Annotated in this window: 22 protein-coding genes and 1 other annotated feature; of the genes, 17 read left to right on the top strand and 5 right to left on the bottom strand. The window is 44.0% G+C overall.

Features of this window, described 5'->3' with window-relative positions; genetic code table 11:
* Together sltY and trpR are read left to right on the top strand one after the other, a co-directional pair.
* Positions 1-1,719, top strand: a 1,719-nt coding sequence (gene sltY / locus ABR397_RS15115) for a murein transglycosylase (protein ID WP_350306467.1), incomplete at its 5' end; no start/stop codon positions are given.
* 58 nt (positions 1,720-1,777) lie between these two features.
* The gene (trpR, locus tag ABR397_RS15110) at positions 1,778-2,098 is read left to right on the top strand and encodes a trp operon repressor (protein ID WP_350306466.1); all 321 of its coding nucleotides are present in this window, start codon (positions 1,778-1,780) and stop codon (positions 2,096-2,098) included.
* A 35-nt stretch (positions 2,099-2,133) separates the two neighbouring features.
* On the opposite strand, the gene yjjX is transcribed toward trpR, so the two are convergent.
* The gene (yjjX, locus tag ABR397_RS15105; protein ID WP_021326493.1) at positions 2,134-2,664 is read right to left on the bottom strand and encodes an inosine/xanthosine triphosphatase; all 531 of its coding nucleotides are present in this window, start codon (positions 2,662-2,664) and stop codon (positions 2,134-2,136) included.
* Positions 2,665-2,718: 54 nt separating this feature from the next.
* On the opposite strand from yjjX, the gene gpmB reads away from it, so the two are divergent.
* Positions 2,719-3,366: a 2,3-diphosphoglycerate-dependent phosphoglycerate mutase GpmB gene (gene gpmB / locus ABR397_RS15100; protein WP_350306465.1), complete on the top strand. Its 648-nt coding sequence runs from the start codon at positions 2,719-2,721 to the stop codon at positions 3,364-3,366.
* Here the strand turns inward: gpmB and robA are convergent.
* Positions 3,363-4,238, bottom strand: coding sequence for an MDR efflux pump AcrAB transcriptional activator RobA (gene robA / locus ABR397_RS15095; protein WP_350306464.1), 876 nt, complete (start codon positions 4,236-4,238; stop codon positions 3,363-3,365). The genes gpmB and robA overlap by 4 nt on opposite strands.
* 381 nt (positions 4,239-4,619) lie before the next feature.
* Between robA and creA the strand changes: the two genes are divergently transcribed.
* Positions 4,620-5,105, top strand: a complete 486-nt coding sequence (gene creA, locus ABR397_RS15090; RefSeq protein WP_350306463.1) for a protein CreA — start codon at positions 4,620-4,622, stop codon at positions 5,103-5,105.
* Between the two features lie 68 nt (positions 5,106-5,173).
* Here creA and arcA read toward each other — a convergent pair whose 3' ends face one another.
* Positions 5,174-5,890 (bottom strand): two-component system response regulator ArcA, encoded by a 717-nt coding sequence (gene arcA / locus ABR397_RS15085; RefSeq protein WP_350306462.1) that lies wholly within the window; start codon positions 5,888-5,890, stop codon positions 5,174-5,176.
* A gap of 664 nt (positions 5,891-6,554) precedes the next feature.
* Positions 6,555-6,676: a sequence feature (Thr leader region), on the top strand.
* 25 nt (positions 6,677-6,701) lie between these two features.
* On the opposite strand from arcA, the gene thrA reads away from it, so the two are divergent.
* Genes thrA through thrC form a run of 3 tightly spaced genes read left to right on the top strand, consistent with a single transcriptional unit; the run spans position 6,702 to position 11,394 of the window.
* Complete coding sequence (thrA, locus tag ABR397_RS15080) at positions 6,702-9,161, top strand: bifunctional aspartate kinase/homoserine dehydrogenase I (protein WP_350306461.1); 2,460 nt, start codon at positions 6,702-6,704, stop codon at positions 9,159-9,161.
* Positions 9,162-9,163: 2 nt separating this feature from the next.
* Positions 9,164-10,093 (top strand): homoserine kinase, encoded by a 930-nt coding sequence (thrB, locus tag ABR397_RS15075; protein WP_350306460.1) that lies wholly within the window; start codon positions 9,164-9,166, stop codon positions 10,091-10,093.
* 8 nt (positions 10,094-10,101) lie between these two features.
* Complete coding sequence (thrC, locus tag ABR397_RS15070) at positions 10,102-11,394, top strand: threonine synthase (protein WP_350306459.1); 1,293 nt, start codon at positions 10,102-10,104, stop codon at positions 11,392-11,394.
* Between the two features lie 55 nt (positions 11,395-11,449).
* Here the strand turns inward: thrC and yaaA are convergent, their stop codons facing one another.
* Positions 11,450-12,226: a peroxide stress protein YaaA gene (yaaA, locus tag ABR397_RS15065; protein WP_350306458.1), complete on the bottom strand. Its 777-nt coding sequence runs from the start codon at positions 12,224-12,226 to the stop codon at positions 11,450-11,452.
* A gap of 254 nt (positions 12,227-12,480) precedes the next feature.
* On the opposite strand from yaaA, the gene tal reads away from it, so the two are divergent.
* The 5 genes from tal to dusA all read left to right on the top strand — a co-directional run bounded on the left by tal (position 12,481) and on the right by dusA (position 16,745).
* Positions 12,481-13,434 carry a transaldolase gene (tal, locus tag ABR397_RS15060; protein WP_350306457.1) on the top strand — a complete coding sequence of 318 codons (954 nt, stop codon included), beginning with the start codon at positions 12,481-12,483 and terminating at the stop codon, positions 13,432-13,434.
* A gap of 90 nt (positions 13,435-13,524) precedes the next feature.
* A complete protein-coding gene (gene mog / locus ABR397_RS15055) occupies positions 13,525-14,100 on the top strand; it encodes a molybdopterin adenylyltransferase (protein ID WP_350306456.1) in 576 nt (191 codons plus the stop codon).
* A 229-nt stretch (positions 14,101-14,329) separates the two neighbouring features.
* Complete coding sequence (locus ABR397_RS15050; RefSeq protein WP_350306455.1) at positions 14,330-14,656, top strand: hypothetical protein; 327 nt, start codon at positions 14,330-14,332, stop codon at positions 14,654-14,656.
* 301 nt (positions 14,657-14,957) lie between these two features.
* The gene (gene def / locus ABR397_RS15045) at positions 14,958-15,464 is read left to right on the top strand and encodes a peptide deformylase (protein ID WP_350306454.1); all 507 of its coding nucleotides are present in this window, start codon (positions 14,958-14,960) and stop codon (positions 15,462-15,464) included.
* Positions 15,465-15,707: 243 nt separating this feature from the next.
* Positions 15,708-16,745, top strand: coding sequence for a tRNA dihydrouridine(20/20a) synthase DusA (dusA, locus tag ABR397_RS15040; protein ID WP_350306453.1), 1,038 nt, complete (start codon positions 15,708-15,710; stop codon positions 16,743-16,745).
* An 18-nt stretch (positions 16,746-16,763) separates the two neighbouring features.
* On the opposite strand, the gene ABR397_RS15035 is transcribed toward dusA, so the two are convergent.
* Complete coding sequence (locus ABR397_RS15035; protein WP_350306452.1) at positions 16,764-17,747, bottom strand: quinone oxidoreductase; 984 nt, start codon at positions 17,745-17,747, stop codon at positions 16,764-16,766.
* A 171-nt stretch (positions 17,748-17,918) separates the two neighbouring features.
* On the opposite strand from ABR397_RS15035, the gene dnaB reads away from it, so the two are divergent.
* The 5 genes from dnaB (at position 17,919) to ABR397_RS15010 (ending at position 24,078) form a co-directional block, all read left to right on the top strand.
* The gene (gene dnaB, locus ABR397_RS15030; RefSeq protein WP_350306451.1) at positions 17,919-19,328 is read left to right on the top strand and encodes a replicative DNA helicase; all 1,410 of its coding nucleotides are present in this window, start codon (positions 17,919-17,921) and stop codon (positions 19,326-19,328) included.
* Between the two features lie 38 nt (positions 19,329-19,366).
* Entirely contained in the window at positions 19,367-20,446 is a 1,080-nt protein-coding gene (gene alr / locus ABR397_RS15025) for an alanine racemase (protein WP_350306450.1), read from the top strand.
* Between the two features lie 52 nt (positions 20,447-20,498).
* Positions 20,499-21,695 (top strand): amino acid aminotransferase, encoded by a 1,197-nt coding sequence (locus ABR397_RS15020; protein ID WP_350306449.1) that lies wholly within the window; start codon positions 20,499-20,501, stop codon positions 21,693-21,695.
* A gap of 338 nt (positions 21,696-22,033) precedes the next feature.
* Positions 22,034-23,815, top strand: a complete 1,782-nt coding sequence (locus ABR397_RS15015) for a colicin-like bacteriocin tRNase domain-containing protein (protein WP_350306448.1) — start codon at positions 22,034-22,036, stop codon at positions 23,813-23,815.
* Positions 23,816-23,823: 8 nt separating this feature from the next.
* Positions 23,824-24,078 carry a cloacin immunity family protein gene (locus ABR397_RS15010; protein ID WP_350306447.1) on the top strand — a complete coding sequence of 85 codons (255 nt, stop codon included), beginning with the start codon at positions 23,824-23,826 and terminating at the stop codon, positions 24,076-24,078.
* The last annotated feature ends 313 nt before the right edge of the window (positions 24,079-24,391 follow it).

Below are 24,391 nucleotides of genomic sequence, written 5' to 3'. Positions count from 1 at the left end.
GAACTAACACAAGATTTAGCTCTGGTGACACCAGAACAGATCCGTGGCTTTATTAATAATTACCCTAATCTGCCACCAGCACGCTCTTTATCATCCCGTTTTATCAATGAGCTTGCACATCGTGAAGATTGGCGTGGGCTGCTGGCATTCAGCCCTACAGCACCGAAATCGATGACAAGCCGTTGTAATTACTATTTTGCCAAATGGGCGACAGGTGAAGAGCAGGTTGCCTGGCAGGGAGTGAAAGATATTTGGTTGAATGGTCGCTCTTTACCTGCCAGTTGCGATAAATTATTTGATGTCTGGCAGCAAGCGGGCTACTTATCGGCGGAATTGATATTACAGCGTATTAGCCTCGCATTAAAAGCGGGGAATACTTCGCTGGTCAGTTACCTCGCTAAACGATTGCCGCTGGGATACAAAAGTATCAGTGATGGCCTGATTAAGTTGCAGGATGATCCTGCTACCGTATCTGTTTTTGCTGATAATACCGGACCGACTGATTTTACCCGTGTCGCTACTTTAACGGCTTTCTCACTCCTTGCCCGTCAAGATCCGGATCAGGCAAGAGCGGTCATTCCATCAATTGCCAGAGCGCAAAAGATGAATGACAGCGAGCGCCAGCGGTTAAAAGATATTGTTGCCTGGCAGTTAATGGGTGATGTAAATGATGAGCAGGAGAAGTGGCGCGATGATGTGATCCGCGATAGCCAATCTGTTTCACTGCTTGAGCGTCGTGTTCGTCTGGCGTTGGGTCATGCAGATGAGTCTGGTTTGGCTCAGTGGATCAAATTGCTACCGTTAGCAAACCAGAACAAAGAGGAATGGCGTTATTGGCAAGCTAATCTTTTACTGGCGCAGGGTAATAAAATTGAAGGTGAGGCGATACTGCGTAAGTTGACAGAAGGTCGCGGTTTTTACCCAATGGTTGCTGCGCAAAAACTGAATATCCGTTATCCACTGACGATTAATACCGCAGAAAAACCAGATGCGACGATTGCTTCGATGTCCGAAGTGCAGAGAGTAAGGGAACTGATATATTGGCAAATGGATAATCTTGCCCGCATAGAGTGGAGTTATTTGGTTGCTAGCCAGAATAAATCAAAACAACAGCAGTTGGCACGTTATGCTTTTAATCAAAAATGGGCGGCTCTTAGTGTACAAGCGACAATAACCGGAAAAATGTGGGATTATCTTGAAGAGCGTTTTCCGTTGGCATGGCAGCAAGATTTCAGTCGTTTCACGTCAGATAAGGGCATTTCTCAAAGTTATGCGATGGCGATAGCCCGTCAGGAAAGCGCCTGGAATCCGCAAGCCAGTTCTCCAGTCGGCGCCATGGGTTTGATGCAGGTGATGCCGGGAACGGCGGCGGATACGGTTAAGCAAAATGGTATTCAGGGGTATGTAAACAGTAGCCAGTTGATGAATCCGCTGACGAATATCGAAATTGGCACGGCTTATCTCGAATCGGTTTATCAGCGTTTTGGTCATAATCGGATACTTGCCAGTGCCGCTTATAATGCAGGTCCGGCCCGTGTGGATCGTTGGTTATCTGACAGTGGCGGGCGGTTGGACGCGATAGCCTTTATTGAAAGCATTCCATTTGCCGAAACGCGCAGTTATGTCAAAAATGTTTTGGCTTATGATGTTTTCTACAGTAACTTTATCAGTAAGTCATCAAAGGTATTGACTAACGCAGAATGGCAAAGGCGATACTGATTTATGGCAAACTATGCTATGCTGCCGTACTAGTTAAATAGTATGTAACTGATTAATTATGACTCCAAATCATCTGACAGACCCGGCACTTTCGCCACAAGATAATGAAGATTGGCAATGCTTTGTGACGTTACTCCAACAGGCTTTTGCGCAAGAACTGCAACATCCGGTTTTGCAGTTATTATTGACGCCTGATGAGCGGGCAGCACTGGCTACAAGAGTCCGGATTATCAAAGAATTGATGAGTGGGCAAATGAGCCAACGTGAGCTGAAAAATGAACTTGGGGTTGGGATTGCGACTATCACTCGTGGCTCTAACAGCTTAAAGTCTGCTTCAAACGATGTGAAAGCGTGGTTAGAAAAGCAATTGCTGAAATAACAGGCCGCCGACTGCGGCCTAAGGTGAATGCCTGTTTAACGAGCGTTCAGTTCTTTATAAATTTCATGATGGACAGGCACTAAAGCGAGTATCAAGGCTTGATGGTACACACTGGTGCGAGTCAGGATACCATCAGTGAAAAAGCCAATCGCACCGCCTTTCTGTTTGATGTTATCAACACCGGTGAGGTAAGCCATTTCGTGGCCTAATTCACGCCCCTCGCGGATACCATCAAGAATTTTCTCTGGCAACATCAGGCTGGCAGAGCGGGATTCTCCACGAATTTGCTGATATTCCACCACCATCCAGGCAAATGTCATATCATCTTCAATACCTGCTTCCACACCTACCCAAAAGTCTGCTTCGGGGCGGACCTGCCTGGCAGCCATCACACGCTGACGGGCGCCGGTACGGGTTTCTGTGTTACCTATGGGTTGTTGTGGGACACTGCTGTCTACATTGATATCTTCGATCCGGTAAGCACCTGGTCCAAAAACGTCATCAAATGCGAGACTGATGGCTTTAATTTTGGCGGGGTTGGTGGTTGCAGCAATAACGTGATACATAATAGATAAGTTATCCTTTAAACTAATATTTACGCAGTATAACGGAAAATGAAAATGTTACAGGTATATCTTGTTCGTCATGGGGAGTCCGAATGGAATGCGGCACATCGTATCCAGGGACAATCTGACAGCCCTTTAACCGAAACCGGCGAATATCAGGCCAAATTAGTGGCGCAAAGAGTAAAATCTGAAAATATTACCCATATTATTACCAGTGACCTCGGGCGCACACGTCGCACTGCGGAAATCATTGCGGAGGTTTGCGGTTGTGAAGTTATTTTGGAGCCACGTTTGCGTGAATTGCACATGGGAGTGCTTGAGCGCAGAAATATTGATTCACTCACTTCAGAGGAAGAAAAGTGGCGTAAGAAAGTCCTTGATGGTACACCTGACTGGCGCATCCCTGAAGGCGAATCTATGGAGGAGCTCTCTGTGCGAATGAAGGCCGCGCTGGAGACTTGCCGTCACCTGCCTAGTGGTAGCCGACCGTTACTGGTCAGTCACGGAATCGCTTTGGGATGCTTAGTTAGCACGATATTGGGATTACCCGCACATGCTGAACGTCGTCTTCGTTTGCGTAATTGCTCTCTGTCCAGAGTGGATTATCAGCACAGCCCGTGGCTGGCATCAGGCTGGATTGTGGAAACGGCAGGCGATATCACACATCTTGATATGCCCGCATTGGATGAGTTACGGGGTTAGTGCTGGATAGGAATGAGATACTGAAATTCGACGATATGATTCGCTGCTTCCTTTTCCCGGTCATTAGTATTGGTGAGATAATAGCGTTCGATATCGTATCCTTTCCTGCGTGTCAGGTTTAGCATTGGCAAACAAATACCATAGACGGTGAACAGGAAATCCTGCAAGCCATCTTTGGTGCCATAGTAACTGAATGAGACATATTCTCCAGCTGGCAATGTAACAGGTTGGCTACCTGCCACATCAAACTGCGCATATTTGGGTTCTACTGCTGTCGTGTAGAACACTGTCTGCTCATCTTCTTTTTCTGGATTGAGAATGGCGTGGTGCAGTCCATAAAGCACAGGCGGTAACACTTCTGCATTTTGCAGATAGTATGTCCAGAAATTATGGCGCATTTCAGTACAAGAACTGGACCACTGTTCCAGCGTATAGGAACAAGTCTGTTCTATACCAACCAGCGGCTGTTCCTCCAGCGTGATATATGTTGCTTCGGGAATATGCCGCTTATCCAACAATATGGGGGGGCAAATACCGGCGGCACACCATTCCTCACTGAGCCGATAAAATGCCGGAGTTTTATTAAATTGTTTTTTAAATGCACGAGTGAAAGTTTGTTGGGAGTCAAACCGGTACTGTAAAGCAATATCCAGAATAGGACGGCTGGTTAAACGCAAAGCAACCGCTGCCCGCGATAACCTTCTGGCACGGATATAGGAGCCAATAGCCTGGCCGGTAACATCTTTAAACATACGTTGCAGGTGCCATTTAGAATAACCTGCTTTGGCTGCAACATTGTTGAGTGATAACGGTTGATCCAGATGATTATCTAACCAACGTAATAAATCACGAATGATGCTGGTTTGATCCATACATCTCCTTAGTCATTAAGACCAGAAAGAATAATATAATAGCCTATACCATTAGGCTATTTTGTTTGCTATTTGAACAGGCCCGCAAGTTAAGTGAAACGAATCATTCACACGTATTGTGTACGTTCTGGTTTCTGCGTGCTGTTCGTGTTCATAATTTATTGACAAGAGTAGCATTCAACAATAACTCTACTGGATATAAACACTAAGTGTAAGACAAGTATTCTATTTACAATAGGATACTTATTCATATTATTATTTCACTCATTACTTTATGAAATTATATTAATGATTAACTATTATTGTTGGTGGTATTACCACCCTGTTTGGTATTAGAGTGGTGAAATTTTAGGCTTAATTAATTAAGGTATGAGATTATATATGTTAAAAATCATAAAGATATTAGTAGCAACTACATTGTTGTTCGTACCTTTGGCTACTCAAGCTGAAGAAATTGGCTCGGTAGACACTGTTTTTAAATTTATCGGGCCAGATCACAAAATTGTAGTGGAAGCGTTTGATGATCCAGATGTTAAAAATGTGACTTGTTACCTGAGCAGAGCAAAAACAGGTGGAATAAAAGGGGGATTGGGGCTTGCAGAAGATACCGCTGATGCGGCTATTTCCTGCCAGCAAGTCGGATCCATTGAACTGACAGACAAGATTAAAAAGGGCGGTAAAAAGGGCCAGATTGTTTTCCAGAAACGCACTTCACTGGTGTTTAAAAAACTTCAGGTTGTTCGTTTTTACGATGTAAACCGTAATGCATTAGTCTATCTGACTTATTCTGACAAAATGATTGATGGTTCACCAAAGAATGCGATCAGTGCTGTACCCATTATGCCGTGGAAAGTTGCGGAAAACTAAGAGGCAGGATGGGGTTCCTCATGGATATCCCATCCTGTTATTTATTTTAGATATCTCGATAATTCACACTACACTTCTAAATCACCGCAGAAACGATAACCTTCGCCATGAATGGTGGCAATAATTTCCATCGTATCTGGGTTAGATTCGAAATGTTTACGGATACGCCGGATAGTCACATCAACAGTACGATCATGAGGTTTCAGCTCGCGGCCTGTCATCTTTTTCAGTAATTCTGCGCGAGTCTGGATCTTACCCGGATTTTCACAGAAATGAAGCATGGCGCGGAACTCACTGCGTGGCAATTTGTATTGCTCACCAGCTGGGCTGATCAGAGAACGGCTATTGATATCCAATTCCCAGCCATTGAATTTGTAGCTCTCAACCTGGCGTCGCTCCTCGGTGACAGCACTCAGATTCATGGTACGGGAAAGCAGGTTGCGGGCCCGAATAGTTAATTCTCGTGGGTTAAAGGGTTTGGTGATGTAATCATCCGCACCAATTTCCAACCCAAGGATCTTGTCTACCTCATTATCACGGCCGGTCAGGAACATCAAAGCAACGTTCGCTTGCTCACGCAATTCGCGGGCAAGTAACAAGCCATTTTTGCCTGGAAGATTAATATCCATAATCACCAGGTTAATGTCACTGTCTGACAGAATATGGTGCATTTCTGAACCATCGGTGGCTTCATAAACGATATACCCTTCAGCTTCGAAAATGCTTTTCAGGGTATTACGAGTGACAATTTCGTCTTCAACAATCAAAATGTGCGGGGTTTGCATGGTTGCTACCTAGAATCGCTTAAAATAAAATCAGAATGACTCAAACTACTCTTATCTCAGGATATTTACTGGTTATTGTTTGTCATCACTGAAATTATAGCTTAAGTCAGTAATAACATTTATTGATATGTTTTACACTGAAAGTAAAAGTTGTTTTTCCTTTGTGGGTATATACCCGAAAAAACTAGCTAAACAGTGTTATGTTAGTCTATTAACAGCAATATAACAGCTTGCAATGCATTTACCATCTAAAAAAACTACCTTTTATTGACGTACATCAAAATTGATTGTAGCACGTTAATATTATTTATATTTGTTATTTTATACCTTGTACTATGTCAGACAAATGACAAACTCCTGTTAACGCACTGAGCGTCATTGTGCAAAAAACAATCTATAATAAGCTTGCCGGCGAACAAAAATAACTGATTTTTATTAAAAGATAAAACGTATTGTTAATTTTGTTAAAAATAGATTTAACAACTACAATATTACGTTCAGTAAGATATATTTGTTGGTATCGATGACTATAAAATGAATTATTCCAATGGGAAAAATATCAAAAAAATAAGATCATTTAGATAAAACGTTTGACTTTGTGAGCGAATTCATTTAACCAATATAGGGTCGAACCAATTAAATGACAGACAGGAACCTATGCAAACTATCAGCCTGAAAACGACAATTATTATCACCACCGGAACTACAAGTTACGGGGCGGGCTGACGCATATATTAAAGATAGAGAGAAAAGCCCGCATCCAAATCAGATGCGGGCTTTTTTTTGGCGCTAAATCAGGAGAAAAATGTTAATGCGAGTGCTTAAATTTGGAGGAACTTCGGTCGCTAATTGCCAGCGTGTGCAGAGCGTCGCCGATATTGCAGAGAAAAAACTTTCTCAGGGAGGGGTTGCGTTAGTGCTTTCCGCCCCGGCAAAAATTACCAATCATTTAGTGGCGATGATAGAAAAAACTGTGGCTGGGCAAGATATTATTACCCATATACACGATGCAGAGCGGATCTTTGCTGATTTATTGCAGGGGTTAGCGCAAGCACAACCTGGTTTTGATTATGAGCGGTTAAAAATGGCGGTGGAGCAAGAATTTGCTCAATTGAAACAGGTTCTGCATGGTATTGGATTACTGGGTCAATGCCCGGACAGTATTAACGCTTCCCTGATTTGCCGTGGTGAAAAACTCTCTATCGCAATCATGGAGTCTGTATTGCAGGCACGTGGTCACAAAGTCACGGTAATTGATCCAGTAAAAAATCTGTTGGCACAAGGTCATTACCTTGAATCTACGGTAGATATTAATGAGTCTACCAAGCGCATTTCTTCTCTGAATATTCCTGACGACCATATTGTCCTGATGGCTGGATTTACTGCCGGCAATGATAAAGGGGAGTTGGTTGTCCTGGGGCGAAATGGTTCTGACTATTCTGCTGCTGTCTTGGCTGCTTGTTTGCGGGCTGAATGCTGCGAAATCTGGACGGATGTGGATGGCGTTTATACCTGTGATCCCAGAGTTGTACCGGATGCACGGCTATTAAAAGGCATGTCCTACCAAGAAGCGATGGAGCTCTCTTATTTCGGTGCTAAAGTGCTTCATCCACGGACTATCGCCCCGATTGCTCAATTCCAGATTCCTTGTTTGATTAAAAATACAGCCAATCCAGATGCGCCGGGAACACTTATTGGTGATGGGCAGAAAGATGAAAGTACGCCGGTGAAAGGGATTACCAATCTGAGCAATATGGCAATGATCAACGTATCAGGCCCTGGTATGAAGGGAATGGTTGGTATGGCCGCAAGGGTATTTGCTGTCATGTCCCGCAAAGGGATCTCTGTCGTGCTGATTACTCAGTCATCTTCAGAATACAGCATCAGCTTCTGTGTCCCTCAACGTGAATTGGAACGTGCTCGTCAGGCATTGAGTGAAGAATTCTATCTCGAACTGAAAGATGGCGTTCTTGATCCTCTGGATGTGATGGAAAATCTTTCCATTATCTCTGTTGTGGGTGATGGTATGCGTACCTTGCGTGGCATCTCTGCCCGTTTCTTTTCCGCATTGGCTCGCGGTAATATCAATATTGTCGCCATCGCACAGGGATCTTCTGAACGTTCTATCTCTGCGGTTATCGACAATGAAATGGCAACGACAGCGGTTCGTCTGTGCCATCAGATGTTATTTAATACCGATCAGGTGATCGAGCTCTTTGTTGTTGGTGTCGGTGGTGTTGGCAGCGTTTTGCTTGAGCAGATCCGTCGTCAGCAAACCTGGCTGAAACAAAAGCACATTGATTTACGGGTATGTGGCATCGCCAATTCACGCGCCATGCTAACGGAGATGAGAGGTATTTGTCTTGATAACTGGCAGCAGTGTTTATCAGAGGCCAAAGAGCCATTCAGTCTAAGCCGTCTGATCCGCCTGGAGAAAGAGTACCATTTGCTTAATCCGGTGATAGTCGATTGTACCTCCAGTCAGCAAATTGCTGACCAATATTCCAGTTTCCTGAGTGATGGTTTCAACGTGGTCACGCCGAATAAAAAAGCCAATACTTCGTCAATGGCTTATTATCGTCAGATCCGTAAGGCAGCAGAGAAATCTAAACGCAAATTTCTGTATGATACCAATGTGGGTGCAGGCCTACCGGTTATTGAGAACTTACAAAACCTGCTTAACGCGGGTGATGAACTGGTGCAGTTCAATGGTGTTCTTTCCGGCTCCCTCTCTTTCATTTTTGGTATGTTGGATGAAGGAATGTCATTATCTCAAGCGACTTTACTGGCGAAAGAGAAAGGCTATACCGAACCGGATCCTCGTGATGATCTCTCCGGTATGGATGTTGCCCGTAAGCTGTTGATCCTCGCCCGTGAATCAGGTTATGAACTTGAACTGGCGGATATTGATGTGGAGCCTGTACTGCCAGTCTCTTTTGATAGTAGAGGTAGTGTGGATACTTTCCTTGAACATTTACCCTTTCTTGATCACGTTTTCAGCCAGCGTGTGGCAGAAGCGAAGGAACAAGGAAAAGTGTTGCGCTATGTCGGCATGATTGAACATGGCCGGTGCAGAGTGAAAATCTCCGCAGTAGATGGCAATGATCCGCTTTTTAAAGTCAAAAATGGCGAAAATGCGCTGGCATTCTACACGCGTTACTACCAACCAATACCGTTGGTACTGCGGGGTTACGGGGCCGGTAATGATGTCACTGCCGCCGGTGTTTTTGCAGATATGCTGCGTACTTTATCCTGGAAACAGGGAGTTTAATTGTGGTTAAAGTCTATGCGCCCGCATCTATCGGGAACGTCAGTGTTGGGTTTGATGTGCTGGGAGCTGCGGTCTCTCCGGTTGATGGTACTTTATTAGGTGACTGTGTAACTGTCCGGGCCGCAGAGAGTTTTAGTTTGCGTAATGAAGGGCGGTTTGTCGGAAAGTTACCTGTAGAGCCGGAGTACAATATCGTTTATCAGTGCTGGCAGCTGTTCTGCCAGCATTTAGGTAAACAATTACCCGTGGAGATAACGCTGGAAAAGAATATGCCAATTGGTTCTGGTCTTGGCTCCAGTGCTTGTTCTGTTGTGGCGGGTTTGATGGCGCTGAACGAATTTACGGGGCATCCATTCAGTGAACACCAATTACTGGAAATGATGGGGCAACTGGAAGGGCGCATTTCCGGCAGCATTCACTATGATAACGTCGCTCCATGCTACCTCGGTGGTTTGCAATTGATTATGGAACAGGAGGACATTATCTGTCAGTCGGTGCCGTCATTTGATGAGTGGCTATGGGTGATGGCCTATCCGGGAATCAAAGTTTGCACTGCGGAAGCCAGAGCCATTTTACCGGAAAAATATTCGAAACAGGATGTTATCGACCACGGACGTTTTCTGGCTGGTTTTATTCATGCCTGCTATACACGGCAGCCAGAATTGGCAGCCAGATTGATGAAAGATGTGATTGCTGAACCGTATCGGACGCAACTGCTCCCGGGTTTTACTGAGGCTCGTGAGGCAGCAAAAGCGATAGGTGCGTTGACCTGTGGTATTTCTGGTTCTGGCCCGACGTTGTTTTCCATTTGTAATGATATGACTACCGCGGAGAAAATGGCTCAGTGGCTGCAACAGCATTATGTTCAGAATGATGAAGGTTTTGTACACATTTGCCGTCTGGATCTCGCAGGCGCACGACAGATAGGGTAACGGAACAGATGAAACTGTATAACTTAAAAGACAACAGCGAGCAGGTGAGTTTTGCACAGGCGGTAAAGCAGGGATTAGGCAAACAGCAAGGGCTTTTCTTTCCGCAAGACTTACCGGAATTTAACCGTGAAGAAATTGCTCAACTACTGAAACTGGATTTTGTTACCCGCAGCAGCCATATTCTTTCGGCGTTTATTGGTGATGAGATTCCGCCAGAACAACTGGCGGCACGGGTTAAGAGCGCTTTTACTTTCCCTGCGCCGGCGGCAAAAGTGGAAGATGATGTTGCAACACTGGAATTGTTCCACGGCCCGACTCTGGCATTTAAAGATTTTGGTGGTCGTTTTATGGCGCAGATGCTGGCACAGGTTGCTGGTGAGCAGCCTGTGACTATCTTGACCGCGACTTCCGGCGATACCGGTGCAGCGGTAGCACACGCCTTTTATGGGTTGAACAATGTACAGGTAGTGATCCTTTATCCGCAGGGAAAAATCAGCCCGTTACAGGAAAAACTGTTCTGTACATTGGGCGGTAATATTCATACGGTGGCGATTGATGGTGATTTCGATGATTGCCAGGCACTGGTTAAACAAGCGTTTGATGATAATGCGTTAAAACAGGCTCTGTATCTCAATTCAGCTAACTCAATTAACATCAGCCGCTTGTTGGCGCAGATTTGCTATTACTTTGAGGCGGTTGCTCAATTACCAGAAGATAAACGTGAACAACTGGTTATCTCTGTACCAAGTGGGAATTTTGGTGATTTGACTGCGGGTTTATTGGCGAAATCAATGGGGCTGCCGGTAAAACGCTTTATCGCTGCGACTAATGTTAACGATACGGTTCCACGTTATCTGACCGATGGAAAATGGCTGCCTCATCAGACAATTGCCACGCTTTCCAATGCAATGGATGTTAGTCAGCCAAACAACTGGCCGCGTATTGAAGAGCTGTTTTGTCGTAAATCCTGGCCGTTAAGTGAATTGGGCTATGGAGTAGTCAGTGATGAAGTGACTAAAGAGACGATTAAAGTGCTGGCTAAATTGGGTTATATCTCTGAACCTCATGCTGCCATCGCTTACCGTGTCCTGCGTGATCAGTTACAAGAAGATGAATACGGGCTGTTTCTTGGTACGGCTCACCCAGCGAAATTTAAAGAGAGTGTGGAACAAATTCTGGGTGAGGAATTACCCTTGCCGGAAGCACTGGCAGAACGGGCTGATTTAGCGTTGTTGTCCCATTATTTATCCGCAAATTTTGCTGAATTGCGAGCTTTCCTGATGGAAAGAGCACCTGAGTAATTAAGAAAATAAACGCCGTACAGATCGTGCGGCGCTTATATCAATAATAAAAGTTTTAATGTTGCTCCGGGCGTTTAAATACCAGCTCGTTCCCTTTGGATAACGACTCATCGAATGCGTAGCCATCCAGATTAAACTCCACCAGATGGTCAGCTTGGGTTAGCTTATTTTGAATAATAAACCGGCTCATCAGCCCACGGGCTTTTTTCGCATAAAAGCTGATGATTTTATATTTACCGTTTTTCTCATCAAGGAATACGGGTTTGATAATTTTACCGGCTAATTTTTTCATATTAACGGATTTGAAGTACTCATCAGAAGCCAGATTAACCAATATATTATCGCCTTGCTGCTCCAAGGCTTCATTGATCTTTTCAGTGATCAGATCTCCCCAGAAAGAATAGAGATCTTTACCGCGTTTATTTTCCAGTTTGATCCCCATTTCCAGCCGGTAAGGTTGCATCAGATCTAAAGGACGCAGCACACCGTAAAGACCAGACAGGATCCGCAGATGAGCCTGAGCAAAATCAAAATCCCTATCGGAAAAAACCTCAGCCTGCATACCGGTATAAACATCACCTTTAAATGCCAGAATAGCCTGACGTGCATTTTCTGGTGTGAAATCAGCATACCATTCGCCAAAACGGGCTGCATTCAGACCGGCAAGTTTATCGCTGATCCCCATCAAACTGGCAATTTTAGCAGGCGTCAGTTCTCGACAAATACTGATTAACTGCTTTGACTGATCGAGCAATTCTGGTTGGCTGTATTTTTCCGTGGCAAGCGGGCTTTCATAATCAAGGGTTTTGGCAGGTGAAATAGTAATAAGCATAACGTCATCCCGGTTGTTCAGATTGAGTTACTTTAACAAAAACTCAGATGAAAAGAACAATAACAACGATAGCGGAAACTACTTGGCAGTGTTCTATAGGTCGTGACGACAGATACAGAATCGAAAACGGTTGCGGGTGAGCGACTATGAATGATCGTTTTTACCGCCTTGCAGCAAGGTCTTAGAATGTTATTATCAATGGATGGCTCAGTAACAATGCCTCAATTTCACGCATAACGATGAGATATGACAAAATGACCGATAAATTAACTTCCCTGCGTAAACTGACAACAGTAGTAGCAGATACCGGGGATATTGCGGCGATGAAACTTTATCAGCCACAAGATGCTACAACTAACCCATCTCTAATCCTTAACGCTGCACAGATCCCTGAATACCGCAAACTCATTGATGAAGCTATTGCGTGGGCGCGTGAACAAAGTGATTCCCGTGAGCAGCAGATTGTGGATGCCAGCGATAAACTGGCTGTGAATATTGGTCTGGAAATTCTAAAACTGATCCCTGGCCGTATCTCTACCGAAGTGGATGCCCGTCTGTCTTATGACACCGAAAGCAGTGTCGCTAAAGCTAAACGCTTGATTAAGCTGTATAACGAGGCGGGTATCAGCAATGATCGTATTCTGATCAAACTTGCTTCAACTTGGCAAGGTATCCGTGCGGCTGAACAGTTAGAAAAAGCAGGTATTAACTGTAACCTGACTCTGCTGTTCTCTTTCGCTCAGGCCCGCGCTTGTGCAGAAGCAGGCGTTTACCTGATTTCTCCATTCGTTGGCCGTATTCTTGATTGGTATAAAGCGAACAGTGATCAGAAAGAGTACGCTCCACACGAAGATCCGGGCGTAGTTTCTGTGACAGAAATCTATCAATATTATAAAGAACATGGCTATGACACTGTTGTGATGGGCGCAAGTTTCCGTAATTCCGGTGAGATCCTGGAATTAGCGGGTTGTGACCGTTTAACTATTGCACCAGCACTGCTGAAAGAGCTGTCTGAAACTCAGGGTGAAGTTGAATGCAAGCTGGGTTATAACGGTGAAATTAAAGCGCACCCGGCGCCACTGAATGAAGCTCAGTTCTATTGGGGGCATCATCAGGATGCAATGGCTACAGAAAAACTGGCGGATGGTATCCGTAAATTTGCTGTAGATCAGGGCAAACTTGAGAAGATGATCGCTGATCTGCTGTAATTACAGGTTATAAGCTATTCTTTTTACTTTAAAGGCGGCATAATTAGTCGCCTTTTTGCCGTTAGTTAATTATGTATTATTGAGGTTTGTATGAATGAATTGCGCATTGGCCTGGTATCCGTCTCTGATCGTGCATCAAGCGGTGTTTATCAGGACAAAGGGATTCCGGCACTGGAAGAGTGGTTACAAAGTGCTATTACAACACCTTTCAGTATAGAAACTCGTCTAATCCCTGATGAACAGATTATCATTGAACAAACCCTGTGCGAGCTGGTGGATGAAATCGGCTGTCATCTGGTTTTGACTACCGGTGGAACCGGCCCCGCACGCCGTGATGTGACTCCTGATGCAACATTGGCTGTTGCAGATCGTGAAATGCCAGGCTATGGCGAACAGATGCGTCAGATCAGCCTAAAATTTGTTCCAACAGCAATCCTATCCCGCCAGGTTGGCGTTATCCGCAAACAAGCCCTTATTTTGAATTTACCAGGACAACCAAAAGCAATAGCAGAAACGTTGGAAGGTTTGAAAGACGAAAATGGCAATGTTCTGGTATCCGGCATTTTTGCCAGCGTGCCATATTGTATCCAATTGCTGGATGGCCCATATGTCGAAACCGATGATAAAATAGTTGCTACTTTTAGACCGAAAAGCGCTCGCCGCTGAATGAACTTATCAAGTCGCTTACTTCCTTGTTGATCACTTTAAATAAAGTTGTATAGAAGAGGTGATATCGCTTTATTACATTTCATTTTCTAATGCTTAAAAAATTAATGGGGAAGTTCCGTGGTCGCCAAAATTGATTTCGGGAAAACAGCACTGGATTATGTAATACATCGTGAGGGATTTCCTCCTGCTCTGTTGGTTCGCCTTAAACCCTATAGGGTTGAAATAGTTGGTCAAAAAATTCTGGACCTTGGAACAGGCTAGAGCCTTAGATATTAAGGCAAAAGTTTTTGTAGATTATAGGCTAGGAAAATTAATTTTATTGTCTCAGATAAATATTGTGAGTTTTGTGAATACGTTTGTCGATGTGACGGAACAGGACTGTATCGCTCAATTTTCTTCTATTTCATTTGATGCATTTGTTTTTGAATTGTGGGTAACCTTGTCGTATAGCGCTTCAATGTGCATCGTTGATTCTGAAACACTTCTTTACAAAAACCGGTTTTATGAAACGGTAACTGAAAATAAAATCTCAATAGCATTTATCACTAATTAATTGATTAATAATCGTATTTTAGATGATTTTATCGATCTTGCATCATTTCGGTAGTTTTATGCAAGTGATATGCCATTAGTGCTATTTAACAGCTTCAACGGTGTACTGGATGATATGATATCGGTTAATTTCTATCATGGAAAACATATCGCTTAAGGCATAGTTACCACTGAATTCAGAATGAGAAGTGTACTAACTATATAAATCTAAGAACAAAGCAGCTTGAGCCGTAGCGCTATAGTGCGGTTTAAAGCCGATTGAAAGCAACGACAGGCTGCCCGAATAGAGAGAATCATTTGTCATGGCAACATTAAAAATATTGACTATTCCAGATGAACGACTGAGGCAAAAGTGTGTTGAAGTTGCAAATGTTGAAGAGATCCAAGGTCTTATCGATGACATGCTTGATACCATGTATAGCACGGATAATGGAATCGGTTTGGCCGCACCGCAAGTTGGACGAAAAGAAGCGGTGGTGATCATTGACATTTCAACCAATCGAGATCAACCCTTGATTCTGGTTAACCCACAAATCGTTGAGAAAGAACGCAGTGTCATGGGGCAAGAAGGATGTTTGTCTGTCCCAGGATATTACGCTGATGTGGAAAGATTTGAAAAAGTGAAAGTTGAAGCGTTAAACCGGCATGGTGAGAAAATCACGGTGGAGAGTGAAGATTTCCTGGCTATTGTGATGCAACATGAAATTGATCATCTCCATGGCAAGATTTTTATTGATTACTTATCACCATTGAAAAGGCAAATGGCGTTGAAAAAAATTAAAAAATATCACAATAACAGAGCATCTTAACCGAATTTAAATCCAAAATAGTCAAGGGGCAGAACTGAAACGCCGATGTCATGTGGATGACGTTCCGGTAGTTGTGGTAAAACCCCTTGAATGATTAGCTTATTTCAAGCCGTCGGCGCGAGGACGTTTCACTATGTTATAATAGGCCGTTCTTCACCTCTCATGCGTCAGTACACCATTGTATAAGTGTACTGGATGGTGTACCGGTAAATCGAAAATAACCTAAAATTAAAATGTCTTAAAATGCACGAAAATAAAGAAACTGAAAAATACATAGAAAACATAGGAATACAAGAATCTCCATATAGATTATGGCAAGGCCGCTTCTCCGTTGCTCCAATGCTCGACTGGACAGATCGTCATTGCCGTTATTTTCATCGTTTATTGACTAAGCAAACGCTGTTATATACAGAAATGGTGACAACCGGGGCAATTATTCACGGTAAAGGCAATTATCTGGCATACAACAAAGAAGAAAACCCAATAGCATTACAACTGGGTGGCAGTGATCCACAAGCGCTGGCGCATTGTGCTCAAATCGCTCAGGAACGTGGCTATGATGAGATTAACCTGAATGTGGGTTGCCCTTCGGACCGGGTACAAAACGGTCGTTTTGGCGCTTGCCTGATGGGCGAAGCTGAACTGGTAGCGGATTGTGTTAAAGCAATGCAGGATGTGGTCAGTGTACCGGTTACGGTTAAAACTCGTATTGGTATTGATGAACAAGACAGCTACGAATTCCTGTGTGATTTTATTGATACGGTTGTGCAGCGCAGTGGTTGCAATATATTTACCATTCATGCACGCAAAGCCTGGCTTTCTGGTTTAAGCCCAAAAGAAAACCGTGAGATACCATCATTGGATTACCCGCGGGTTTATCAACTGAAAAAAGATTTCCCTCAACTGACAATTGCTATCAATGGCGGTATTAAATCGCTGGAAGAAGCAAAACAGCATCTGCAACATGTGGATGGGGTTATGGTCGGACGTGAGGCGTACCAGAACCCGTCTATTCTGGCACATGTTGATCATGAATTATTTGATTCTTCAATTCCGGTGGTCAATTCTGTTGAAGTCGTCAGAGCACTCTATCCTTATATAGAGCAAGAGCTTTCAAAAGGAACATATCTGGGGCACATCACCCGCCATATTTTAGGTATTTTTCAGGGGATTCCGGGCGCGCGTCAGTGGCGTCGTCATCTGAGTGAAAATGCTCATAAACGGGGGGCAGATATTTCCGTTGTGGAACAGGCGTTGGCAATGGTAACTGAGCGGATGTAATATCCGCTCGTTTTACCGTTAAGGGATCAGTAAACTTGATCCTTGAGTAGCCCGACTTTCCAACGTTTGATGCGCTCTTATCGCTTCACTCAGTGGGAATTTCTGGCTTTCTGGGACATCTACATTAATTTTGCCGCTGGTAATCAGATTGAATAGCTCTTTGCTGGCCTCATCTAACTCTTCGCGGGTCGAAATATAGCCGGCGATAGAAGGGCGGGTAACAAACAGTGAGCCTTTCTGATTTAAAATCCCCAAATCAACACCCGTAACTGGCCCAGATGCATTACCAAAACTAACCATCAAACCGTGGCGTTTCAGGCAGTCCAATGAGTTTAGCCAAGTGGATTTACCGACGGAGTCATAAACTACACCCACTTTTTCACCGTTGGTTATTTCATAAACTCGCTCAACAATATTTTCACGGTTATAGTTAATAACTTGCCATGCACCCGCATCTTTAGCGCGTTGGACTTTCTCATCGGAGCCAACCGTTCCGATAAGTTTTGCACCCAAGGCTTTTGCCCATTGGCAAGCAATCAGTCCAACGCCACCAGCGGCGGCATGAAACAAAAAGGGTTCGTCTGGTTGAATCTTGTAGGTACGGCGCAAAAGATAGTAAACCGTTAACCCTTTCAAAAAAGAAGCGGCAGCTTGCTCGAAGGAGATGGCATCCGGTAGAACAGCAACTTTACTTTCCGGGACATTATGCACTTCACTGTAAGCACCCAAAATTGATTGCGCATAAACCACACGGTCACCCACTTTTATGGAGGTTACAGCAGAACCCACTTTGCTGACTACGCCTGCGGCCTCTGTACCCAGACCGCTTGGCAGGCGAGCCAGTGGATATAGCCCGCTACGGATATAAGTATCAATATAGTTGATTCCAATAGCTCTATTTTCTACTTGTACTTCATCTTCAGCAGGTGCTGCGGGTGTGAATTCACAATACTTAAGGACTTCAGGGCCGCCGATTGCGGAAAATTCGATATGCTTTGCCATGACTCAACCTCGTAAATGTAGGGATGAATGTTTGTACGTAGTAGTTGAACTGATTGTAAACGGGCTTTAATGTGTCAGGAATAATTACAAACTATATGTAATTACTCAAGGCACTTCATAGCGTATACTCGTGCGTCGTTACAGATTTATCAGTAGATTATTGCAGGATTCATGGCGGGAAAAAAATCAACTCACAACAAAATGGCTGAACCAAAAGATCGCCAAATGGAAGGACTGAAGCTTCCGCCACACTCTTTGGAAGCGGAGCAATCAGTGTTAGGTGGTTTAATGCTGGATAACGAGCGTTGGGATAATGTTTCCGAGCGAGTCACCAGCAATGATTTTTTCAGCCGTCCACACCGACGTATTTTTTCTGAAATGCAGCGGTTGCTGGAGATGGGCAACCCCATCGACCTGATTACGTTATCTGAATCTCTTGAGCAGAGTGGAGATTTGAACAATGTAGGCGGCTTTGCTTATCTGGCCGAATTATCCAAAAATACGCCAAGTGCAGCTAACATTAATGCTTATGCGGATATTGTCCGCGAACGTGCTGTTGTCCGCGATATGATCGCCGTAGCAAATGAAATTGCGGATGCAGGTTACGATCCTCAGGGACGGAGCAGCGAAGAATTATTGGATCTTGCTGAATCGCGGGTATTCCAGATCGCAGAAAACCGTGCCAGTAAAGATGAAGGACCAAAAGGGATAGAACGTATCCTTGAGGAAACCGTCGAACGCATTGAGCAACTCTATCAGCGTCCTCATGATGGCGTAACAGGTGTTTCTACCGGTTATCAGGATCTGGATAAGAAAACCGCAGGGTTACAAAAATCAGATCTGATCATCGTAGCCGCTCGTCCTTCTATGGGTAAAACCACTTTCGCCATGAACCTGTGTGAAAACGCCGCCATGATGCAGGACAAACCTGTCCTGATCTTCAGTCTTGAAATGCCTGGCAACCAGATCATGATGCGTATGTTGGCATCTCTTTCTCGGGTAGATCAAACCCGTATCCGTACAGGTCAACTTGATGATGAGGATTGGGCGCGGATCTCCAGTACGATGGGGATATTGCTGGAAAAACGCAATATGTATATTGATGACTCTTCCGGCCTGACACCAACCGAAGTGCGTTCCCGTGCCCGGCGTGTTTTCCGTGAAAATGGCGGATTGAGCCTCATTATGATTGATTACCTGCAATTAATGCGGGTTCCATCTTTATCTGATAACCGTACTTTGGAAATTGCAGAAATTTCCCGTTCACTCAAAGCGTTGGCTAAAGAACTTCAGGTGCCGGTAGTTGCACTTTCTCAGCTCAACCGTAGCCTTGAACAACGGGCGGATAAGCGCCCGGTTAACTCTGATTTACGTGAATCCGGCTCTATTGAGCAGGATGCCGACCTGATTATGTTTATCTATCGTGACGAGGTTTACCATGAGAGCAGCGACATGAAAGGTGTGGCTGAAATCATTCTTGGTAAGCAGCGTAACGGTCCAATCGGTACAGTTCGCCTGACGTTTAATGGTCAGTGGTCGCGGTTTGATAACTACGCCGGCCCGAGTTATGACGACGAATAAGTATTAACCACCAGAGAATTAATCAATAAAGGAATAAAATGAAAGCGGCAACCGCAGTTATTGACCGCCGCGCTCTGCGACATAACCTGCAACGGGTAAGGACTCTCGCCCCTAAAAGCAATCTTATTGCAGTTGTGAAAGCAAACGCTTATGGCCACGGTTTACTGGAGACAGCACATACGCTGGGAGACGCCGATTGTTTCGGTGTAGCGCGAATTGGTGAAGCATTGACGTTACGCCACGGTGGTATTGTCAAACCAATTCTGTTATTGGAAGGATTCTTTGATGCGTCTGACCTGCCTGTACTGGTAGCCAATCAGATTGATACGGTGGTGCACAGCGTTGAGCAATTGGAAGCACTGGAGCAGGCTGAATTATCTCATCCGATAAAAGTGTGGATGAAATTGGATAGCGGAATGCATCGCCTTGGTGTTCGGCCAGAAGATGCGGAAGCTTTCTATGAACGGCTAAGTCGCTGCCAAAATGTACGGCAACCAGTCAATATTGTCAGCCATTTCAGCAGAGCTGATGAACCCACCGTAGACACAACCCGCCAGCAGATTGCTTGTTTTCAGGCTTTCTGTGCTAACAAACCGGGAGAAAAGTCTATTGATGCGTCGGGGGGGATCCTATTGTGGCCGGAAGCCCATCAGAACTGGGTGCGCCCTGGGATTATGATGTATGGTGTATCGCCATTGCCAGATAAAACGGCGGCGGATTTTAACCTGATCCCCGCGATGACATTAAAATCGAGTTTGATTGCGGTTCGTAAACACAAAGCCGGTGAATCAGTCGGTTATGGTGGAACTTGGGTTAGTGAACAGGATACCTGGCTTGGTGTTGTGGCTATTGGTTATGGCGATGGCTATCCGCGCAGTGCTCCCTCAGGAACGCCAATACTTGTTAATGGGCGTGAAGTGCCGATTGTCGGCCGTGTTTCAATGGATATGATATCTATTGATTTGGGGCCGGATGCGACAGATAAAGTCGGTGATGAAGTGGTTCTCTGGGGGGATGTGCTGCCAGTGGAACGGGTTGCTGAATGCACGGGTATCATTACTTACGAGCTGATGACTAAACTCACATCCCGAGTTGCAATGGAATATCTGGACGAATGATGCTATAGGCTATATTGTTTGTTGAATAATGATTGACAAGGAGTATAGCCTGATGTTTCAGAATGTTGATATTTATGCCGGTGATCCTATTCTTTCGCTGGCTGAAGAATTTAAAAAAGATCCTCGTGCGGAAAAAATTAATCTAAGCATTGGGCTGTATTACGATGAGCAAGGTGTGACTCCGCAATTGCAGGCTGTGGCTACCGCCGAAGAGCAACTTCGTGCGATGTCACAGACTGCCTCTCTTTATCTGCCAATGGAAGGGCTGCAATCATATCGTCTTGCTGTTCAAGAACTGCTATTTGGTAAAGATCATCCCATGTTGCAACAACAGCGGGTAGCGACAATTCAAGCGTTAGGTGGTTCTGGTGGTCTGAAAGTTGGTGCTGATTTTCTGCATCGGTATTTTCCTGATTCAGAAGTGTGGTGCAGTGATCCAACCTGGGAAAACCACGCGGCTATTTTTACGGGTGCTGGTGTGAAGGTGAACTATTACCCTTATTTTGATGAACAGACCAAAGGGGTAAAATTCAGTGAAATGCTGGAAACGTTCAGAAAATTGCCGGCAAAAAGCATAGTTTTGATGCATCCTTGTTGCCATAACCCAACGGGATCGGATCTGACAAATGATCAATGGGATCAGGTTGTTCAGATTGTTGAAGAAAGAGAACTTCTGCCATTTCTTGATATTGCGTATCAGGGGCTTGCGGATGGCATGGAAGCAGATGCTTATGCCATTCGCGCTATGGCGACAGCCGGTTTGCCTTTCTTGGTGAGCAACTCCTTCTCCAAGATATTTTCTATGTATGGTGAACGCGTTGGTGGCTTGTCTGTTGTTTGTGATGATGCCCAGATCAAAGATCGGGTGCTTGGACAGTTGAAAGCGGGTGTGCGCCGTATTTATTCTAGCCCACCGAATTTTGGTGCACAGGTTGTGGCTAAAGTACTGACTGATCCGGCTTTAAAGGCACAGTGGTTGGGAGAGGTTGAACATATGCGCCTGCGTATTCTGGAAATGCGCACGGTGCTGGTGGATGTCCTGAAAACCGCATTGCCAGAGAAAAATTTTGATCACTTGTTGAAACAGCGCGGCATGTTCAGTTATACCGGCTTTAGTCAGCAGCAAGTGGATCGCCTGCGCAAAGAGTTTGCTGTTTATTTGGTCGGTAATGGACGTGTCTGTATGGCTGGGGTCAATTACCACAACGTTGAACGTATTGCTGAAACATTTGCAGCGGTAAATAAGTAATAGATTTTAATGTAAATGATCTGCTATTGATGATAACGATGGGCAGATTCGTAAAATAGCAGTACACCCCTCTTTAGAAGCGCACTATGTATGGTGCGCTTTTCTCTCTCTCTGATTTAACTTATTTTATTGATTTTTAATATTTTTATTGTGGTGTTTTTTCGGACTGCAATTATTGTTCAAACTAGTAACGAGTATCACTAATCTTAAATGGTGTTTATTATTACATAAATAATAATAATCATTCTTACTTGAGATAAATCTGTTTTTGTTCTAATTTGCTGTCTGCATATACAGTGATTATGTGTGCTTTTTATTTGATGAAAGAGGAGAATGAGATGAATGAGGGAGATAGAAAAGGCCATGACCGTGATATGCAAACGATAGAGAGCGTAGGCAGTAAAGGAGGAGATGGAGAGGCTCTCGCCAATCATGACACAATGACTGTGACATCAGGCGGCAAGTCTGATCGAGGATGGGGAGGTGGCAGTGGAAACTCAGGAGATCATGAACGGGTTGACCGTACAGGAAAAAATGGAGGGGTGAATCTATCCTTATTTCCAGAGGCTCAGGCATCGGCAGCTATCGGCGCTCAACCGATGAACATTTCTGTCATTGATGGGCTGTGGGGATTTACATTATTTCGAAAACAGATAGCCAGTGCTGTGAGTTCGACATTAACCCGATTGGGCAGTGTTGCATTAGACGCCGCACCTTATGTGGGACGTTTTGCTGGTGTGGCAGTAGGAGCTATGTGGCCTGGTGAATTGGGAATACCTGAAGATGAAAAGTTTAAAGCAGAACGGCAGAGGATGATTATTCAGGCAATACAAGCCAGTCAGGTCACAAAAACACCTGTATCCCAGTTAGCCACAATGTCCAGCGTGGTTACTGATATTCAAGTACAGGATGTCATTGAGAAAGATAAGCAGACATTGGCAATTGTTAGAACGCTAGCTAGAACTGTGAGTGTTCCTGTGGTTAAAGCGGTAAAAACTAAACGGCAGAATGTCTTCACCGCAAAAGTTGTTCCGAGTATGCCTCCAGTGCATATCAGAATAAGTGATCCTCCAAGAAGAAATATATTTATTAGTAGAAAAGAGGTAACACCAGTAGCTGATGTGCCGGTTAAACCATATACACCAGCACCGGTTAAAAATACAGTGGATGCTATCGTCCATTTTCCAGCGGGGTCAAATGCAGAACCGGTGTATGTTTCGGTGACGACAGTATTGAGTACGGCGGAAGCTAAAAAACAGGCGGCAGAGGCAAAGCAGCAACAAGAAAAGTGGGAGAAAGCACATCCTGTTGAAGCAGCGGAGCGGCGGCTTTATGAAGCAGAACAAGTATTCAAACCGCTTGATAAAATTTATCAGGAAAAGCTAAAGGTATTAAATCAGGTAAAAAATACGCCGGAAGGTAAAGCGCTGGCAGATCCTGTAAAAAATCCTCTTGTTTATACAAAGGATATTGAGATAGATGGGAAGAAACTTAAAGTAGAGATAAAAACGGATAACAAAAAAGGTTTGGATATTCTTTTAAAAGAAGGAATAAAAGCATACGTATCTGCTATGACGCTTTCAGATTTTAAGAAATTGCAGGGTATCAAAGATCCTAAAGAAGCTCAAATACAAACGAGTGCAGCACTTTTAAAAGCGATATACTATGAACGTTTTGGTCGTCGGTTGTTAGACGCTTGGAAGAAAATAAATCCAGCGCAAAATGAATTTAACATTGCAATGGAAAACCGCAAAAAAGCGGAACAGGCAAAAGTTGAGGCTGAGAAGCATCGGGATAAGGTAAAAGAAGAAAACAGGAAAAAGCGTAAAAGTGTTAAAGAGGCCAGTCATGATTATTATCCAGCTCCGAAGACTGAAGAAATTAAGGGGCTAGGTGAATTAAGAAGAGGTCCCCAAAAAACGCCAAAGCAGAATGGGGGTGGAAAGCGTAAACGATGGATTGGTGAAAAAGGCCGTAAAATTTACGAGTGGGATTCTCGGCATGGTGAACTTGAAGGTTACAGGGCTAGTGATGGTCAACATATAGGTGTTTTTGATCATAAAACAGGTAAACAATTAGCTGCTGCTGATCCAGAACGTAGTATTAAAAAATTTTTATGAGGTGAGTTATGGGATTAAAATTAAACATTGCATGGTATGATAGAAAAACGGAAGAGTTTATTGGCGAGGAATATTCTGGAGATCTGGGTGATGATGGTTCAGTAATAGAAAAACTAGGGCTTCCTATTGAAGATAATATTAATAATGGTGGGTTCGATGTAAAAAAAGAGTGGGAACCAACACTTGGGCCATATTTTAAAAATAAAATTGAAACAGATAAATATTGGTATCAAATATCATTTGACTACCGAGATAAATGGTAATGAGGCCGTAATTTAGTTATTCACTTAAACCTCGCTGTGGCGAGGTTTAAGGTTATTCTATCGTGATGTTTAAATGGCAATAAGTTCCAGATGTTTGCCTAAGGTATTTAACGCATTTGTTCTAATCGCAGCGTATATAGCTTGTTAGCGGATAATTCCGGCTATGGAATATATTTTTTAATGTGAAACAAATCAATTTTCCATGAAACGTGTTTCAAATGGTAAAAAACGATCCTGACTATTTCAAGGTATATCCAAACATTTGTTAGGTTTAGATAATATTTTGCTTATTACTTTGTTTTATTAAACATAT

The organism is Photorhabdus viridis, from assembly GCF_040256935.1.
Classification (GTDB): Bacteria; Pseudomonadota; Gammaproteobacteria; order Enterobacterales; family Enterobacteriaceae; genus Photorhabdus; species Photorhabdus viridis.
This window is presented reverse-complemented; position numbering and strand designations above follow the sequence as displayed.